18 protein-coding genes are annotated in these 16,342 nt (G+C 65.5%); 8 read left to right on the forward strand and 10 right to left on the reverse strand.

Going from position 1 to position 16,342, the window contains the following annotated elements; all coding sequences use genetic code 11:
• Nucleotides 1–17: 17 nt before the first annotated feature.
• Nucleotides 18–968, forward strand: a complete 951-nt coding sequence (locus tag L1081_RS26600) for an IS110 family transposase (protein ID WP_209503614.1) — start codon at nt 18–20, stop codon at nt 966–968.
• Nucleotides 969–1,009: 41 nt separating this feature from the next.
• Here the strand turns inward: L1081_RS26600 and L1081_RS26605 are convergent, their stop codons facing one another.
• Both L1081_RS26605 and L1081_RS26610 read right to left on the reverse strand, forming a co-directional pair.
• The gene (locus L1081_RS26605) at nt 1,010–1,945 is read right to left on the reverse strand and encodes a flavin reductase (RefSeq protein ID WP_489417630.1); all 936 of its coding nucleotides are present in this window, start codon (nt 1,943–1,945) and stop codon (nt 1,010–1,012) included.
• Between the two features lie 21 nt (nt 1,946–1,966).
• Nucleotides 1,967–3,058: an LLM class flavin-dependent oxidoreductase gene (locus L1081_RS26610; RefSeq protein WP_489417631.1), complete on the reverse strand. Its 1,092-nt coding sequence runs from the start codon at nt 3,056–3,058 to the stop codon at nt 1,967–1,969.
• 102 nt (nt 3,059–3,160) lie between these two features.
• On the opposite strand from L1081_RS26610, the gene L1081_RS26615 reads away from it, so the two are divergent.
• Nucleotides 3,161–4,069 carry a LysR substrate-binding domain-containing protein gene (locus L1081_RS26615; RefSeq protein WP_489417632.1) on the forward strand — a complete coding sequence of 303 codons (909 nt, stop codon included), beginning with the start codon at nt 3,161–3,163 and terminating at the stop codon, nt 4,067–4,069.
• A gap of 327 nt (nt 4,070–4,396) precedes the next feature.
• Here L1081_RS26615 and L1081_RS26620 read toward each other — a convergent pair whose 3' ends face one another.
• Nucleotides 4,397–4,975: an SbtR family transcriptional regulator gene (locus tag L1081_RS26620; protein WP_489417633.1), complete on the reverse strand. Its 579-nt coding sequence runs from the start codon at nt 4,973–4,975 to the stop codon at nt 4,397–4,399.
• A gap of 150 nt (nt 4,976–5,125) precedes the next feature.
• Here L1081_RS26620 and L1081_RS26625 point away from each other — a divergent pair, with 150 nt between their 5' ends.
• Genes L1081_RS26625 through L1081_RS26635 form a run of 3 tightly spaced genes read left to right on the forward strand, consistent with a single transcriptional unit; the run spans nt 5,126 to nt 7,277 of the window.
• A complete protein-coding gene (locus L1081_RS26625) occupies nt 5,126–5,860 on the forward strand; it encodes an SDR family oxidoreductase (protein ID WP_489417634.1) in 735 nt (244 codons plus the stop codon).
• A 20-nt stretch (nt 5,861–5,880) separates the two neighbouring features.
• On the forward strand, nt 5,881–6,648 hold the full coding sequence (locus L1081_RS26630) for an SDR family oxidoreductase (RefSeq protein ID WP_489417635.1): 768 nt from the start codon (nt 5,881–5,883) through the stop codon (nt 6,646–6,648).
• A gap of 29 nt (nt 6,649–6,677) precedes the next feature.
• Nucleotides 6,678–7,277: an NAD(P)-binding domain-containing protein gene (locus L1081_RS26635; RefSeq protein ID WP_489417636.1), complete on the forward strand. Its 600-nt coding sequence runs from the start codon at nt 6,678–6,680 to the stop codon at nt 7,275–7,277.
• A gap of 103 nt (nt 7,278–7,380) precedes the next feature.
• Here L1081_RS26635 and L1081_RS26640 read toward each other — a convergent pair whose 3' ends face one another.
• The 3 genes from L1081_RS26640 to L1081_RS26650 all read right to left on the reverse strand — a co-directional run bounded on the left by L1081_RS26640 (nt 7,381) and on the right by L1081_RS26650 (nt 8,778).
• Nucleotides 7,381–8,052, reverse strand: a complete 672-nt coding sequence (locus tag L1081_RS26640) for a hypothetical protein (protein ID WP_489417637.1) — start codon at nt 8,050–8,052, stop codon at nt 7,381–7,383.
• 48 nt (nt 8,053–8,100) lie between these two features.
• Nucleotides 8,101–8,400, reverse strand: a complete 300-nt coding sequence (locus L1081_RS26645; RefSeq protein WP_489417638.1) for a hypothetical protein — start codon at nt 8,398–8,400, stop codon at nt 8,101–8,103.
• Nucleotides 8,401–8,475: 75 nt separating this feature from the next.
• Nucleotides 8,476–8,778, reverse strand: coding sequence for a hypothetical protein (locus L1081_RS26650; protein WP_489417639.1), 303 nt, complete (start codon nt 8,776–8,778; stop codon nt 8,476–8,478).
• A gap of 188 nt (nt 8,779–8,966) precedes the next feature.
• Here L1081_RS26650 and L1081_RS26655 point away from each other — a divergent pair, with 188 nt between their 5' ends.
• A complete protein-coding gene (locus L1081_RS26655; RefSeq protein WP_489417640.1) occupies nt 8,967–9,194 on the forward strand; it encodes a hypothetical protein in 228 nt (75 codons plus the stop codon).
• Nucleotides 9,195–9,847: 653 nt separating this feature from the next.
• Here the strand turns inward: L1081_RS26655 and L1081_RS26660 are convergent.
• Entirely contained in the window at nt 9,848–10,729 is an 882-nt protein-coding gene (locus tag L1081_RS26660; protein ID WP_489417641.1) for an SMP-30/gluconolactonase/LRE family protein, read from the reverse strand.
• A 139-nt stretch (nt 10,730–10,868) separates the two neighbouring features.
• Here L1081_RS26660 and L1081_RS26665 point away from each other — a divergent pair, with 139 nt between their 5' ends.
• Complete coding sequence (locus L1081_RS26665; protein WP_489417642.1) at nt 10,869–11,828, forward strand: tripartite tricarboxylate transporter substrate-binding protein; 960 nt, start codon at nt 10,869–10,871, stop codon at nt 11,826–11,828.
• 12 nt (nt 11,829–11,840) lie between these two features.
• Here L1081_RS26665 and L1081_RS26670 read toward each other — a convergent pair whose 3' ends face one another.
• From L1081_RS26670 to L1081_RS26680, 3 genes are all read right to left on the reverse strand, one after another.
• A complete protein-coding gene (locus L1081_RS26670) occupies nt 11,841–13,052 on the reverse strand; it encodes a CoA transferase (RefSeq protein ID WP_489417643.1) in 1,212 nt (403 codons plus the stop codon).
• 100 nt (nt 13,053–13,152) lie between these two features.
• Nucleotides 13,153–14,451, reverse strand: coding sequence for an aspartate carbamoyltransferase (locus L1081_RS26675; RefSeq protein WP_489417644.1), 1,299 nt, complete (start codon nt 14,449–14,451; stop codon nt 13,153–13,155).
• 83 nt (nt 14,452–14,534) lie between these two features.
• Nucleotides 14,535–15,236 carry a TetR family transcriptional regulator gene (locus L1081_RS26680; RefSeq protein WP_489417645.1) on the reverse strand — a complete coding sequence of 234 codons (702 nt, stop codon included), beginning with the start codon at nt 15,234–15,236 and terminating at the stop codon, nt 14,535–14,537.
• A gap of 169 nt (nt 15,237–15,405) precedes the next feature.
• Between L1081_RS26680 and L1081_RS26685 the strand changes: the two genes are divergently transcribed.
• On the forward strand, nt 15,406–16,329 hold the full coding sequence (locus L1081_RS26685; protein ID WP_489417646.1) for a c-type cytochrome: 924 nt from the start codon (nt 15,406–15,408) through the stop codon (nt 16,327–16,329).
• Nucleotides 16,330–16,342 lie beyond the last annotated feature (13 nt).

Consider the following 16,342-nt stretch of genomic DNA (forward strand, 5'->3'; position numbering starts at 1 on the left):
GGAGCCGGAGAACTGTCATGAGTGAACCTGTCTACGTAGGCATCGACATCGCCAAGGCCAGCTTCGAGGTGGCCGCCAGTGGCGAGACACAGACCTTGAACCTGGGCAACGACGAGGCCGGTCATGCCGAGTTGTGTCAGGTGCTCGTGCCGCTGGCACCTCGCCTGATCCTGTTGGAGGCCACCGGTGGCCATGAGCAGGGTCTGGCGCTCGCGCTGGCAGCCGCTGGTCTGCGCGTGTCGGTCATTAACCCGCGACAGGCGCGCGACTTCGCGCGCTGTATGGGCAAGCTGGCCAAGACCGATCGAATCGACGCGCAGATGCTTCGCGGATTCGCCGAACTGCTGGACGCCCAGGGCCATGAGCCACGCGCGCTGGCCGACGAGCAGCAGCGTGAGCTCACCGCCATGGTGGCCCGCCGACGCCAGCTGGTGGCCATGCTCGTGGCCGAACGCCAACGCCTTGCACTGGCTCATCCGAAGGCCAAGGCCAGCATCCTGGCGATCATGGATGCCATTGCCGCCCAGCTTCACGACATGGACGGCGAGCTGCGCGAGCACGTGCACGCACATCACGCAGACCTGGCGCGTTTGCTGACCTCGGTCAAGGGGGTGGGGCCGACCACGGCCAGCACCCTGCTGGCGCAATTGCCCGAACTGGGCAAGCTCAACCGCAAGCAGATCACTTCCCTGGTGGGCCTGGCTCCAGTCAACCGCGACTCGGGCACCTTGCGCGGACAGCGTCACATCTTCGGTGGACGCGCGGACGTGCGCCGCGTGCTGTACGTCGCCGCTTTGGTAGGCACGCGATTCAATCCCGTGCTCAAGGCCTTCTATGCGGCCCTGCTGGCCGCAGGCAAGCCAAAGAAGGTCGCCTTGGTGGCATGCATGCACAAGCTGCTCATCATCCTCAACGCCATTGCCAGAACCAGGCAACCTTGGCGCGACGACTTTGCGGTGGCAGCTTGAGTTGGTCATACAAGATGGTTGCTGTTGGAAATGGAAAGGGCTCAGCCCTTGCGCAGCTGCGTGATCAGTTCGTCCAGCGCGGCGGCGGCGCCCTCCGGGTTGCGCCGGCGCAGGTTGTGCGCCACCTTGCGGCGCAGCGGAAAGAGGTCGGGGCGCGGGCGCACCGAGAGCACATGCGTCATGCGTTCGCGCAGCACGCTGGTCATGGTCTGCGCCATCAGCGTCAGCGCCTCGTTGTGGCCGGCGGCTGCGATCGAGGCGAAGAAGGCGCTGGCGGAGGCGATGCGCTCCTTGAGTGGCGCGTCGTCGGGATGCGCCTCGATGGCATCGGCGGCCCGGTGCACTGCGTCCAGCTCGGCTTCGGTGGCGCGCTCGCTCGCCAGGCGCAGCAGGGTGCCGTAGAGCGTGCGGTAGGCCTCGTCGATGTCGGCATCCCCGAGCCGGCCCTCCACGACCAGCTTGCGCAGCGACTCGGCCAGCATCATGTAGGCACCCTTGTAGAACACCAGCGCCTGGTCGGGCACGCCGGCGCTCAGGTGCCGGACCTCGCCGATGAAGATGGTGTGGTCGCCGGCTGCGTGGGCGGCATGCACGCGGCATTCGAAGCTGGCCAGGCAGTCGTCGATCAGCGGCATGCCCAGCCGGCCCGCGCGCCAGGCCACGCCGTCGAACTTGTGCTCGATCCGGCTCGAGGCGAAGCGGCCCGACAGCGCATCCTGCTGCTGCGAGAGGATGTTGATCACGAAGCCCTCCGCGGCCTGGAAGGTCGGCAGCAGGCGGCTGGCGTTGCGCAGGCTGAACAGCACGAGCGGCGGGTCGAGCGACACCGAGCTGAACGAATTGCAGGTCAGGCCGGCCGGCTGGCCGTCCGGCGTGCAGGTGGTGATGACGGCCACGCCGGTCGGGAAGCATCCGAGCAGCTGGCGCAGCTGCGCGGGCTCGATGGCGGGGCGGAGGTCTTCGGCGACTTCAGGCATGGCGTCTCGCAGCGCGCGGCCTCAGGCCGCGGCGAGTTCGGGCCGCGCCGCGGGCCGGTGCGGCGGATCGTTGGCGATCTCCTGCTGCACCGCCGGGATGATGACCTTGCCCCAGGTCTCGAGCTGGCGCAGCATCGCCTTGTGGTCGAAGTCGCCCATCTGCGTCTGGAAGCAGTAGTGCACCGGCTTGAGCGTGCGGATCTCGTTGACCACGCGCTCGATCACCGTGTCGACGCTGCCCACGGGCAGCAGCGCGCGCATCTCGTCCAGGCTCGGCTCGCCCTCGACGATGCCTTCCTCGACCTGGTAGTCGTCGGCGATCTGCGCGGTGCGGCGCTTCAGGCTCACGGCGATGCGGCGCTGGTAGCGGGCGCACTCGAGGTAGCGCTCCACCTCGTCCTTGTTGTTGCTGGCATAGGCCGCGCGCAGCAGGCCGACCTGTACGCCGGCGGGGTCCTTGCCCTCGGCCGCGGCCACCTTGTCGATCAGCGCGCGGGTGCCGGCCAGCTTCTCCAGGCCGCCGTCGCCGCCCGAGACGAACACATGGTGGCCGGACTTCACGGCGCGCGACAGGAAGGCCGGGTCGACGCTGGTGATCCACATCGGCGGCGTGGGCCGCTGCACCGCGCGCTGGCTGATGGCGCTCATGGGCTGGCGGTAATGCTCGCCCTCGTAGCTGAACTTGGGCTGCGTGAGGCCGGCCTCGAGCATGTCGATCATCTCGAAGGTGCGGCCCTTGGCGGATTCGAGCGACACGCCGAAGCGCTCGAACTCGAAGTGCTGGTAGCCCGAGCCGATGCCCAGGTTGAGGCGGCCGTCGGACAGCTGGTCGACCATTGCGACGTCGGCGATCAGTCGCGCCGGCGTGTACAGCGGCGCGACCACGATGCCGGTGCCCAGCCGGATGTTGCGGGTGACTGCGGCGCAGTGCGCGATCATGGTCAGCGGCGAGGAACACAGGCCGTAGTTGCTGAAGTGGTGCTCGGCGTACCATGCGGCACCAAAACCCAGTTCGTCCGCCAGGCGAGTCTGCTCGACGGCGTCGCGCAGGATCTGGTGGGAGGTTTTGTGCTTGTTCCGCTGCTGCATCAGAATGAAGATTCCGAAATCCATCGCTGTGACTCCTGGTTGGCTGGTTTTGATCGAGGTCCATCGTAGGAACTCGAACCGCCTGCGGATCACCAGCGAACGCACACCTTCTTTGCGTCTTTCGAAATGAAGGCCCTCGATTCGCTGCGCATCTTCGTGGCCACCCAGAAGAAGGGCAGCCTCTCGGCGGCGGCCCGCAGCCTCAGCCTGTCGCCGGCCACCATCTCGCGGCGCATCAGCGCGCTGGAGGAAGAACTGGGCGTGCAGCTGGTGGACCGCACCAGCCGCAACCTCAAGGTGACCGAGGCGGGCCAGGCCTTCCTGGAGCGGGCCGAGGCGGTGCTGGAACTCATGAGCGAGGCCGAGCAGGTGGTGCACAACGCGCGCCAGCGCCCCGAAGGCCGGCTGCGCGTGCATTCGCGCACCCACATCGGCCTGCGCGTGCTGGCGCCGCTGCTGCCGCGCTTCGCGGAGCTGTATCCGGACATCCGCGTCGAGCTCGAACTCTCCGAACATCCGGTCAACCTGGTGGAGCACGACTTCGACGTCGACATCCGCACCGGCGAATCCACCGATTCGGGCTTCGTCATCAAGCGGCTGCTGTCGAGCGACGAGGTGCTGGTGGCCAGCCCGGCCTTCGTGAAGACCTATTCGCGCATCCGGCATCCGAGCGACCTGCCGCAGGTGCGCTGCCTCACCTACCGGCGCGAGCGCGAGGTCATCACCTGGAAGTACATCGACGAGGCGGGCGAGCAGCAGGAGCTGGCCATCCAGGGCGTGCTGAGCGCCAACAACGGCGAGCTGCTGCGCCTGGCCGCGATCGGCGGCATGGGCGTGGCGCTGCTGTCCGAGGCCACCGTGCGCAAGGACCTGCAGGGCGGCACGCTGGTGCGGCTTTTGCCGGACTACCGCTTTGCGGTGCGGGCCTTCTCCAACGGCGTCTTCGCGGTCTTCCGGCAGAGCCGCGTTCTGCCGCTGAAGGTGCGCGCCTTCGTGGACTACGTGGCCGACGCGCTTCGAAACGAGAAGCGCTAGTTCACGGGTTGGCCGGGAGCAGCGCCGGCAGCGGAACGGCGTCGCGCTGCGGTTGCGATGGGCAACGCCGTCCGGTTTTTCACCACCACGGCTGTTCCTTGCCATTAATGTCGGAGACACCCGCTCTCGCGCCCGCGGCCCGTCGCGACTGAGGTGGGGTCCTGAAGTCTGAGGCTCGGTCCAGAAAGCACTTCGTGTGGGCGATGCAGCGGCATTAAGGTCGGAGACTGACCAACCTTGGCAAGAGCACAAGAATGCACACTGGCAGACGGCTTCCGGGCCATAAGCCGCCCTTCGAGTGCCGTCGTCAACCGATCATCGATCTGATCAGGCGCGTTGCCCCTGGACATCGCTGCTCGATCGATTTGTCAGGATGGCGCTCGCGACGATGCGAAAGAGACGATCGGCCCGTGGGGCAAATGAGGGCTGGCCGGCGAGCCAGCTGAGTGCCGACATGAGAGCGAACAGGTCCTCCCCGTCCATATCGGCGCGCGCGGTTCCCTCGGCCTGAGCTCGGCGCAGCAGTCGCGCGCCCGCAGAGTGCAGCGCTGTGCTTGAAGCGTGAAGCGCCGAGTCCGGGTCCGCGTGGGCGCTCGCCATCAAGTCGCAAACGCCGCTATAGGTCTGCGTGAATCCCACTGCTTCGCGAAACCAGGACACGAGCGCTTCGTCAGGTGGGCTCGACGTTTCGAGTTCGGTCGCCTGCTGGGTCAGTGCGTCCGCATTCTTCCGCAGCAACGCGTCGAACAAGGCTTCTCGTGTCGGGAAGTGCCGAAGCAGTGTGGCCAACCCGACCTCGGCCCGGCGGGCGATATCTCGCATCGACGCGTCGGCGCCATGCTCGGTGACGACGTCACGCGCGACTGCAAGTAGATGGCTGTGGTTTTTTTTGGCGTCGGCTCGCATCGATGATCTTGACAAATGGATCAGTGATCCGTATATTCGGATCAGTGGTTTGGATGTTGTTAATCTTGATTTGGACCACTGATCCACATGATACCGCGCCTTCGTACCAATGGGAACAGCGGCACTTCAACACCAACCAAGGAACATCACATGACCAGACTGAATGGAAAGACCGCCGTGATCACCGGCGGCGCGACGGGCATCGGTTTTGCAGCCGCCAAGCGCTTCATCGAGGAGGGCGCCTACGTCTTCATCTTCGGCCGCCGGCAGGAAGCACTCGACGCCGCTGTGGCCGAGCTTGGACCCAATGCCCGCGCAGTGAAGGGCTCGGTTTCCAATCCAGCCGACCTCGACCGGCTCTATGCCGCGGTAAAGGCCGAACGCGGCACCGTCGACATCGTCTTTGCCAACGCCGGAGCGGGAGGCCCGCTTGCGCTCGGCAAGATCACCGCCGAGCACATCGACGAGGCCTTCGACACCAATGTGAAGGGTGCGATTTTCACGGTCCAGCAGGCGCTGCCGTTGATGAGCAAGGGTGCATCGATCATCCTGACCGGATCGAGCGCGGGCACCACGGGCGCCCCAGGATTTACTGCCTACAGCGCAAGCAAGGCGGCAGTGCGCAACCTCGCGCGGACCTGGGCGGAGGACTTGAAGGGCACCGGCATCCGGGTCAACGTGCTGTCGCCCGGACCAACGGCGACTGACCTTGCGAAGGCAGCGCTGGGCGAGGAAGGCGTCAAGGCCTTCGGCGCGATGGCGCCACTTCAGCGTATGGGCGATCCGGCGGAGATCGGCGCCGTGGCTGCCTTTCTCGCGTCGTCGGACAGCAGCTTCATGACCGCAAGCGAGGTCGCCGTCGACGGCGGCCTGGCGCAACTCTGAACCCAACGAAAGAAAACCAAATGGAACAATCCCTCAAAGGTAAGACTGCTCTCGTTACCGGGGCATCGCGTGGCATTGGCCGCGCCATAGCCGAACGACTTGCGAAGGATGGTGCGACGGTCGCGCTGACCTACAACGCCAGCAAATCTGGCGCAGATGAGGCGGTCGCGGCCATCGAGAAAGCTGGAGGCACTGCGTTCGCGATCCACGCGGACCTCGTTGACCCGGCGACCGTCCCGACCTTGTTCGAGAGACTGGACGACGAGTTCACCAAGCGGAACGGAAGCAAAGCCCTCGACATCCTGGTCAACAACGCTGGCAATTCCGGCTATGTCGGTTTCAAAGACGCGACGCCGGCCAGTTGGGACACGCTGATCGCGGTCTACGCCCGCGCGCCCTTTTTCATCGTTCAGGCCGCGCTGGATCGTCTCGCCGATGGCGGACGCATCATCAACATCTCTTCCGCTGCGGCCACGAAGCCCGTGACGGCCGCGCCCATTTACTCGATGGCCAAAGCGGCCATCAACAACCTGACCCAAGCGCTCGCCTCCGAACTGGGGCCGTGCGGAATTACCGTGAACGCGGTAGCGCCAGGCTTCACGCGAACGGAAGCGAACGCAGCCTTCCGAGAAAACGCCGAACTCGTCAAGGCGGTCGAGGCCGACATCGCGCTGGGACGTTTTGGCGAGCCTTCGGAGATCGCCGCCGTCGTGGCGTTCCTGGCTTCCGATGACGGCCACTGGGTCACCGGCCAGACGATTGAAGCAAGCGGCGGCTACAAGCTCTGACCGAGTCTAAAAACCAAAAGGAAAATCATATGAACTACGCAATCATCGGCTTCGGCGAGATCGGCCAGACCCTCGCCAAGGCGTTTGCTCGCAAGGGCATCGCCGTATCTGTCGCAACCACGCGCGACCCGGAAAGCTTTGCATCGGCCGCGACCGCGATCGGGCCCGGCATCATCCCCACAACACTTGCGGAGGCGGTCAAGGCGGACGTCGTCTTCCTGGCTGTCCGTTTCCAATCGCACCCGGAGGTCGCAAAGGCACTGCCGAACTGGCAGGGCAAGATCATCGTCGATGTGACCAATGCCTACGGCGTGTCCACCGAGGAGTTGGGCGGACGGCCTTCGGCCAAGGTCGTCGAGGAGGCCTTTGCGGGCGGCAGGTTGGTCAAGGGCTTCAACCATCTGGTCGCTGCCGTCCTGGACCAGGATCCGGCGGTACACGGCGGTAGGCGAGTGGTGTTCTTGACGAGCGACGATGACGATGCCGCAACGCAGATCGGCGCGCTCGCGGAAGATCTGGGCTTGGCACCGATCCAGCTTGGCGGGCTTTCAGAAGGTGGGCTGCTGGTGCAGGCGCACGACAAGAGCTGGGGCCGCCTGATCTTCAAGGACTTGGTCAAGTTCGATTGATGAACAGCACGAGCGAGGGAATAGTCGACCGCTTTTGAGCGATCTGAATCTCTGCAACGGGCCCACAAGAGACATAGCAGCATTTCTGAAGAAGTCATTCAATTTACGAAGACCTCCGCTTGACACTGGCAGCCCGCCTGAAGAAGACGGCGATGGCCAGCAGTCCCGCAAAGGCAACGCCCTCGAGCCATGCCTCGCCCAGACGGCCATCGATCGCCACCTCCGCAGGGCTTGCCTGCCCTGACCTGTAGGTCACCCAGACATCGTCAGCCCAGAAGCCCACACAGAAGTCCCCGACCTCTTTCGCGCATTCCGTGTGCAAGGAGTACCCGCGCCCATCGAGACGTGTCCCTTGCTGTTTGTCAGTGCCGACCACCCAATTTCGGTACTCGTCGTGGTCCGGGAGCCTCTTGTTCTGATCGATGAAAGTCCGTGCGTAACGGGACACGATTTCGATGTGATTTTGATCAGAGGGGCTGATTCGATGCGTCAGGTGCGTGGCATCAAAACACGCGATGACAAAAATCGGTGCCGCGAGGATCAGAGCGAACCAAGAGATCGCCACGCAAAGGGACTCCAGCAGGCGTGCCAAGATCGGCGTTCGGTTGCCCTCAACTTGTCGAGCTTGTGCCATCTGGTTTGAGCCTACGTGCAAAGTGCGAAATTTCTGCCGCAGGCTATCGCGGGTGGGTTCGCGCTTGATGAAGTCCGAATGAAGTCTCGCGGCACATCCGACCTGTTTGCGTGGCTTTGCGACCCAAATGGATTCACACACTTAGATTCCCGCTCCTGGTCGGATTTTGCCCTTGTCGCTCATACGCCACTACGGATACCAAACAAGCGAGCAGCCTTCCGACAAGGCCCCCTCATAGTGCTTCTTGAACGCATGCATCCGCGGGTCATTGAGCGACTCAACTTCGATCGGTCGCCCAGCGCCGACGCGAAGTTCTATGAACCCAAATCGTGCGAGCTCCGATGTTGCCTTGTCTTCTCGAGATACATCGTCTTCTTGCGCCAGAAAGAGGATGACCTTATGTTTGCCGCCGAGCGCGGGCGCTTCCCACTCGAAGTCGCAACCTCCGACATACGTCGCTTCAGCCCCGTAAATATAGATCTTGGTCATGTTGGCCCCCGCCAGGCCGAATCATTCGGACTTGCTCCGGAATGTCGGCTTCTGGCCGGTTTGAGTCCTCATGGGCTAATTCGGATTCTTGTCCTCGGCTCGAGTCCAAGCAGCCTGCGGCGAACTGCGAACTGCAGTCCACCCCGGGGCTAGATCAGCCAACTCGAGCACTGTTGGATCTCGTTCCACCATGCTGCGCAGCGTGACCAGAAGCGCCTCTGACATATCTATCGACTCCCCTGTGAGAAACGACCAACCTGCATCTTCGACATCGCGAGACACCATGAGCAAAGGCTTTGTCGCCTGAACAATGGACTTCACGGTGAAACACATGACGTTGGGCGGATCCTCGAACGGCCATGGGGTCGAAGTGCTCATCTAGACGGCCTCTGTGAATGTCTGGTGTGGAGCGAATTCTGGCGCAGAGCGGGAGGACTGCTTCTGGCCGACTGTAGACGGTCGGCCTGCAAGATGCCCTCAGCGTTTGTTGTCGAGACAATGGGATGCCGGGCCTGAGAATCGGCGGAAAATCCACTCCTCGTCCAACCATACAAGCTGAGTTCTTTATGACCGCCGAACCTAAGAAGTCCTGGATAGTTGCGAGCGATGTCAGTAGTCGAGATGGAATCGGCATCGAACTCCTTGTCAATGACGAGCTGGTGCTGGAGATTTTCCGCGACGACACGGCGAAAACACGAGAAGTGACGCTCCATCAGAAAGAAGTGTCGCTTGAACTGCTGGAAGAATCCATCGCGATGTTCAAGCGAGAGATACCGTGGGAATTTCTGGATTGAATGCCGGGGCTGCTTGACGGACACCCATTCGCCGATGGGTTCGGAGGTCCGCTCCTGGCCGACGGGCGACTATCGGCAGCCACATTCATTGGGCCCATCGCGGGAGCCTGTCATGGTCTTAGGATAAATGGGCACCATCTGACCTTGCTTCGCTCGCGCCGCGCAATAGGTTCGACATTGCTCCTCTAGGCGCGAGCCAAGCCAGCCAGCGCCAAAGGCAATCAGCACGCTCACCACGCCGAAGGCCACGATAGCTCCAAGCGCAATCAGGCTAGGCGAAATCCGGCGTTTCATGTTTGGACAAGGCGCATTTTGGCCAACGAGATGAATGTCTGGTTGTGGCCGACGGCGGCCGATTGGGCTAGCGCGCCGACTTTCGCTCAATGCGAATCACCTGGGGGTCAACGGCATCCATGAACATGTAGCAGCGGCCGAAGAGCGCCGCCTTTCCATGGTCATCAAACACGTTGGGCCCGGAGCCGGTAATTAGAACCTCATCAGTGGCCAGGGCGTCCAGATGCCGCTGCTGAATCTCTGCCCAGTGGTCGTCAACCAACTCCTTGAGGACGACCGTCGCGACGTTTGGGCCAGACCTGTCAGCGACATCCGCACGAACATCGAGCGATTTTGTCTTTAGCTTCCAGCTCGGCGCGCTAGCAGCCTCCGTAGCGGTCGGGCAGGCGCCCCGGCGCAGGCAGCCCCTCGATCCGGAACAGCCCGCCGTCCTGCGCCTTGTTCCCCTGCAGGCGCGCGCTGCGAGAAATGCTGGTCAGGTACATGTGCTCCAGACGTGGCCCGCCGAAGCAGATGCTCGTGGGATAGCTCGCGGGCAACTCGATCAGGCGTTCCAGCCTGCCGTCCGACGCGTAACGCGCGAGCCTGGCGGCGCGGGTCAGCACGGTCCAGACGAAGCCCTCAGCATCGACCGTCGCGCCATCGGGACCGGAATCGAATTCACGCGTCCTCGCGAACACGCGCTTGTGGCGCAGCGGGCCGTCGGGGTCGTAGTCGTAGGCCCAGATGGTTCGCTCCAGGCTGTCGGCCAGGTACAGCACGCGGCCGTCGGGGCTGAAGCAGGGGCCGTTGGCAAAGCCGATGTCGTCGGCCAGCTGCTCCACGCGGCGGTCGGTGCGCAGCCGGTAGAGACCGCCCATCACCGGCTCTGCGGGCTGGCGGTCGACGTGCATGGTGCCCGCCAGAAAATTGCCGGCCGCGTCGCACTTGCCATCGTTGAAGCGCACCTTCGGGTGGTCCACCGGGATGCGGGCCAGCGGCTCCAGCGTGCGCGCAGCGAAGTCGTAGCGCGCGAAGCTGTTGCGCAGCGCCACCACCACGGCCGCTCCGCGGCAGGGCGCAGTCGAGCCCACGGGCGCCGGCAGCTCATGCCGCTCGGCCTGCTCGGCCCCGGCGTGCAGCCGCCACAGCGCGCCGCCCAGCGCGTCGATCCAGCTCAGCGCCTGCGCATCGGCATCCCAGCAAGGGCTCTCGCCCAGCTGGTCCCGGGTCGTCCCGATTCTGGTGATCTGCACGGTCATCGGCGAAGTGTGCAGGGCCGAGCTGCGCGCTGCCGGCGCTTCCCGCAAAGCTGCTTTTCATTTCGTGCAGCGCTGCGCCGAGGGCGGCCACCTAGACTGGCTCCAGAGCCCGATCCCGGGCCGGAAACAGGAGACAAGAATGAGCTACCGCAAACTCGTGATCGGGCTGGCGCTGGGTGCCTGCGCGCTCGTCGCCCCCGCACTCGCCCAGCAGGTGACCCGCATCGTCGTGCCCTTTGCCGCCGGCGGCGGCACCGACCAGTACTGCCGCATCCTGGCCCAGGAGCTCAACAAGCAGGGCCTGAACGTCATCATCGAGAACAAGCCCGGCGCGAGCGGCATCCTCGCCGCCGACTACGTCGCGCGCGCCAAGCCAGACGGGCAGACGGTGCTCGTGTCCTCGCTGGGCACGCTCGCGAACAACAGCGTGCTCTACGACAAGCTGCCCTACGACCCGGCGAAGGACTTTGCCGCCGTCGCGCAGATCGCCTACCAGCCGGCCATCGTCGTCGGGCGCACCGACCTGCCCTACAAGAACATCAAGGAAATGGTGGCCTATGCCAAACAGAACCCCGGCAAGATCAACCGCGGCTCGCCGGGCGCGGCCATCCTGACCAACCTCGCGCCCATCGCCTTCGAAAAGGAGCAGGGCTTCAGCACGCTGCACATTCCCTTCAACGGGGATGCGCCGGCCGTGCAGGCACTGCTGAGCCAGCAGATCGACATCCACGGCACCTCCATCACCGGATCACTGCCCCATGTGAAGTCGGGCAAGCTGCGCGTGCTGGGCGTGATGGATTCCAAGCGCCTGCCGCAGGTGCCCGACGCGCCCACCTTCAAGGAGCAGGGCTTCGACATGGAAGCCACGCTCTGGTACTCGCTCTCGGTGCCCGCCGGCACGCCGCGGCCCGCGATCGAGCGCCTGAACAAGGCCGTCAACCAGGTGATCGCCGACCCCGACTTCGTCGCGCGCGCCCGCGCCATCGGCATGGAGCCGCGCGGCGGCACGCCCGAGGAACTGGACAAGTTCATCAAGGCCGAGGCGGACCGCTGGCTTCCCGTGCTGCGCGGCCTGAACCTGCCCAAGCAGTCGCACTGAAGGGCGCCATCCTCATTTGATGACGCTCCTGCGGGCCAGCGACTCAAGCTGGCCCTGGTCCATGTCCAGCAGTTCGCGCAGCACCTCGGCCGTGTGCTCCCCGAGGTGCGGCGGAGGATGGCGCACGTCCGATCGCGCGCCGTCGATGACGTAGGGCGGCGCATGGACGGCCTGCGCGCCGGCCTCCGCATCCTCGAACCGGTGCCAGACGCCGGCCTGCGCCGTCCGCTCGGACTGCAGCGCCTCGTACAGGCCCAGCACCTCGCCGCATGGAATGCCGGCCTCGTTCATGCGCGCGAGGAGATCGGCGCGAGGGAACTGCGCGATGCGGCCGAGCAGGATGGGCAGCAGTTCATGCCGGTGCTTTGAGCGCTCGGTGTTGGTGGCGAACTTCGGATCGGCCGGCAGCTCGGGGCAGAGGATCACCTCGTCGCAGAACTTCCTGAACTGGCCGTTGTTGCCGACGGCGATCACGAGCGGGCCGTCGGCAGCCTCGAACACGCCGTAGGGCACGATGGACGGATGCGAGTTGCCGAACTTCGCGGGATCGCCCTTGTGGAGCCAGGCGGTCAGGCCGTAGTAGGACGTGATCATCATGCCGCTGTCGTAGAGCGACATCTGGATGTGGCGGCCTTCGCCGGTGCGCGTGCGCTCGTACAGGACCGCGAGAATCGCCTGGGCCGAGTACATGCCGGTGAACATGTCGACCGCGGCAATGCCGAACTTGAGTGGCCCCTGCCCCTCCTCGCCGTTCATGGCCATGAGGCCGGTCTCGCCCTGGATCACCAGGTCGTAGCCCGGCCGCGCCTTCTCCTGGCTCAGCACCGAGTAGCCCGAGATCGAGCAGTAGATGATCTTCGGGTTGATCCCGCGCAGGTCCTCGTAGCCCAGGCCCATCTTCTGCGCACCGCCGTACTTGAAGTTCTGGATCAACACGTCGCACTGCGCCGCGAGTTCGCGCACGAGCGCCTGGCCATCCTCGTCCTGCAGGTCCACGCAGATCGAGCGCTTGTTGCGGTTGCAGCTGTTGAAGTAGGAGGTGTTGTGGTGGCCGATGCGCACGCCCCAGTCGCGCGTGTCGTCGCCGCGCTCGGGATGCTCGACCTTGATCACGTCGGCGCCCAGGTCGGCCAGCGCCATGCCGCACAGCGGACCGGCCATCACGCGCGACAGGTCGAGCACGCGCACGCCGGCCAGGGGTTGCATGGAAAGGTGGTTCTTCATTCGGGGTCCTCGGGGCACCCGCCCCGGGGCGCCAGAACACCCAGTCTAGGAGCGCACCCCTCCCGCCATGCACCGGCGCATGAAAAGGTGCTTTGTAGTTTCAGTCGAGTCCGTCGAAGTCCGCGTCGTCGGGCCCGATGTGCGCGGGCGAGCGCCAGCCCGCATCGCGCATCGAGCGCGCGACCTGCTGCTCCACGCCCATCAGCACCGCGAAGATCGCCATGCGCACCGGGATGCCGTTGTCGGTCTGCCTGAAGATCGCCAGCCGCGGATCATGGTTGAGGTCCACGCTCAGGTCGTTCGCGCCCGGGCGCCCGTCGCGCGGCAAGGGATGCATGAGAATGGTGTCGGGCTTGCAGGCCGCATCCACCAGGGCCTTGCACACCTGGAACTCGGGTGTGTAGCCCTCCAGCGTTTCTCCGTTCGCGAACCGCTCCTTCTGCACGCGCGTGGCGTAGACCACGTCGGCGCCGCGCAGCCCCTGCGCCAGCGAGGAGGTCTGCTCGACGACGTGGCCGTTGCGCGCGACCAGCTCGACCAGGTAGGCCGGCATCTCCAGCGAGGGCGGCGCCACCAGCGTGAACTTCAGCCCGCGGTACAGCGCCAGCAGCCGGATCAGCGAGTGCACGGTGCGGCCGTACTTGAGGTCGCCGACCATCGCCACGTGCGTGCCGTCGACCAGCTTGCCCATGCGCGAGAACTCGCGCTGGATGGTGTACAGGTCGAGGATGGCTTGGCTCGGGTGCTCGCCGGGGCCGTCGCCGGCGTTGATGACCGGAATGTTGGTGGCGCGCGCGAACTCGGCCACCGAGCCCTGCTCGGGATGGCGCACCACCAGCGCATCGACATAGCCGCTCATCACGCGGCTGGTGTCGTAGATCGACTCGCCCTTGGCCATCGACGAGAAGGTGAAGCCCGTGGTGTCGCACACCGTGCCGCCGAGCCGGCAGAAGGCAGCGCCGAAGCTCACGCGCGTGCGCGTGCTGGCCTCGAAGAACAGGCTGCCGAGCACGGCACCTTCGAGGATGCGCGTGACCTTCTGCCGGCGCGCGATCGGCTGCATCACGTCGGCGACGTGGAACAGGTCCTCGAGGCTGCCGCGGTCGAACTGCGCGACCGACAGCAGCTGCGGCTTGCCTTCGGCCGCGATGCGCTGCGCGAGCGGGCGCTGCTGCCCTGTGCCCGCCAGGCCGGCGCCGGTGTCGAGCGCCTCGCGCTGAAGAATCTCGGCAACGAACTTGCCGACCATCTCCGGCATCGCCCGCGACTCGCTCGAGTCGGACGGCAGCAGCCAGGTGTCGAGCGCGCGGCGGCGCACGCCCAGCCGTTCGGAAAATGCGTCGCGCGTGAGATTGAGGCGGCGCATCGCGTCGCGCAGGAGGTCTTGCTGTTGGCTCATGTGCGAAATATACGCGATGAGCAAAACTTCAGACAGAAAATATACTCAGTGCGTATATTTTGTTCCGCCTGTCCGGTCGATGGCTAAGGCGCGCTGCCTCGCGCCTTCTTCTTCGGCGCATTCCGCGCCTCCCTCCGCGATGCGCCCGGCGGGCCAAAGTCCGGCAACGGCCGGCGTGCCATGGCCTCGGCGGCCGCAAAGGACATGCCCAGCCCGCGCAGCACCATGGCGGCCACGGTCATGTCATGGTCCGGCGGCGCCGCGCCACTGGCCACCGTGCGCATCGCCTGCGTGCAGGTGCCCATGATCATGTCGAGGGCCGCCGCCTCGCTGCTCACCTTGAAGACCCCTTGCGCCTGCCCCAGCCGCAGATCGGCCAGCGCATAGGCCGCGACGTGCGACAGCAGCTGCGGTGCCGCCGCCGCCACGTCCATCATCAGCAATGCCCAGGCGGGGCTCTGCCAGGCCAGCCAGAGATAGCGGCGATTGCCGATCGCCATGCGCCGGGCACCTTCGGCCACGCCGACCTGGCTGTCGGCAATGCGCTCGCACATCGTTTCCGCGAGCCAGACCGCGACCGCCTGCACCACCTCTTCCTTGGTGCTGAAGTGGTTGTAGACCGTGCTTGGTGTCATGCCGGCCTGCCGCGCGATCTCCTGCATGGTGGCGGCGCCCACGCCGCTTGCGGAAAACGCCTGCACGGCGGCAGCCAGCAACTGGCGGCGTGTGCGCTCGCGCTTGCCGAGGCCTTCGGGCTGGGCCGCCAGGGCCTCGGCCAAAGGCATAGGCAATCCGGACAGTGCCAATCCCTGAAAATTTATCATATCGTTCAATTTTGGACACATCGTCCAAATTTGTCCATAGCGAGCATTTCATGGAGACCCTCATGTCGGCCATCCCGAACCTTGCATATCCGCTGCCCCGCCGCCGCAATCATCGAGCCGAGGCCGCGCGATGAATGCATCCACAGGACGTGCAGCCCGCTGGCTGCGTCGCGGTGCGGGGCTGCTGCTGGTGCTCGTGCTGCTGGCCGGGGCGGTGGTGTGGGGCGGCCTGCAATTGGCCGACCGGAAGATGGCGCGCCGCGTCGATGTCGACGTGCAGCCGGTGGCCTTGCGCGCGCTCACCGACACGGCAGTCATTTCGCGCGGGCAGTATCTCTATGCCTCGCGCGGCTGCGTCGACTGCCACGGCGCGAACGGCGGCGGGCGCACTTTCATCAATGACCCGAACGGCCTGCGCGTGGCCGGGCCGCAGATCGCCCCCGGCGGCGCGAGCGTGACCGCCGCCTATCGGCCGGAGGACTGGGTGCGCGCGATCCGCCACGGCGTGCATCCGCGCGGCCGGCCGCTGATGATCATGCCGAGCGAGGACTACAACCGCTTCACCGACGACGACCTGGCGGCCCTCGTTGCCTACATCCGCAGCATGCCGCCCACGCAGGGCACGCCCGCGGTGGTCGACCTGCCCGTGCCGGTGCGCGCGCTCTACGGTTTCGGCGTGATCCAGGATGCCGCCGCGAAGATCGACCATGCGCGGCCGCCCGCCGCGCCGGTGCCCGAGGGTGTGAGCGTGGCGCACGGCGCCTACGTCGCGAATATGTGCCTCGGCTGCCACGGAGCGAAGCTGGAGGGCGGCAAGATACCCGGCGGTCCGCCGGACTGGCCCCCGGCCTCGCGGCTCGCGATCGGCGACGGATCGGTGATGCCGCGCTATCCCGATGCGGAATCGATGATGCGCCTCTTCAAGACCGGCCAGCGCGCCGACGGCACGCCGGTTCGCGTGATGCCCTTCGAGTCGCTGCGCGAGATCAGCGAGACGGACGTGCGCGCACTCCATCTGTTCCTGCAGCAGCAGCGGCCGTCGCCCCAGGGCTGAAGGCCTTTGTGAA

Origin of the sequence: Variovorax sp. MSC1_012 (assembly GCF_023667525.1) — a bacterium.
Classification (GTDB): Bacteria; Pseudomonadota; Gammaproteobacteria; order Burkholderiales; family Burkholderiaceae_C; genus Variovorax; species Variovorax beijingensis_B.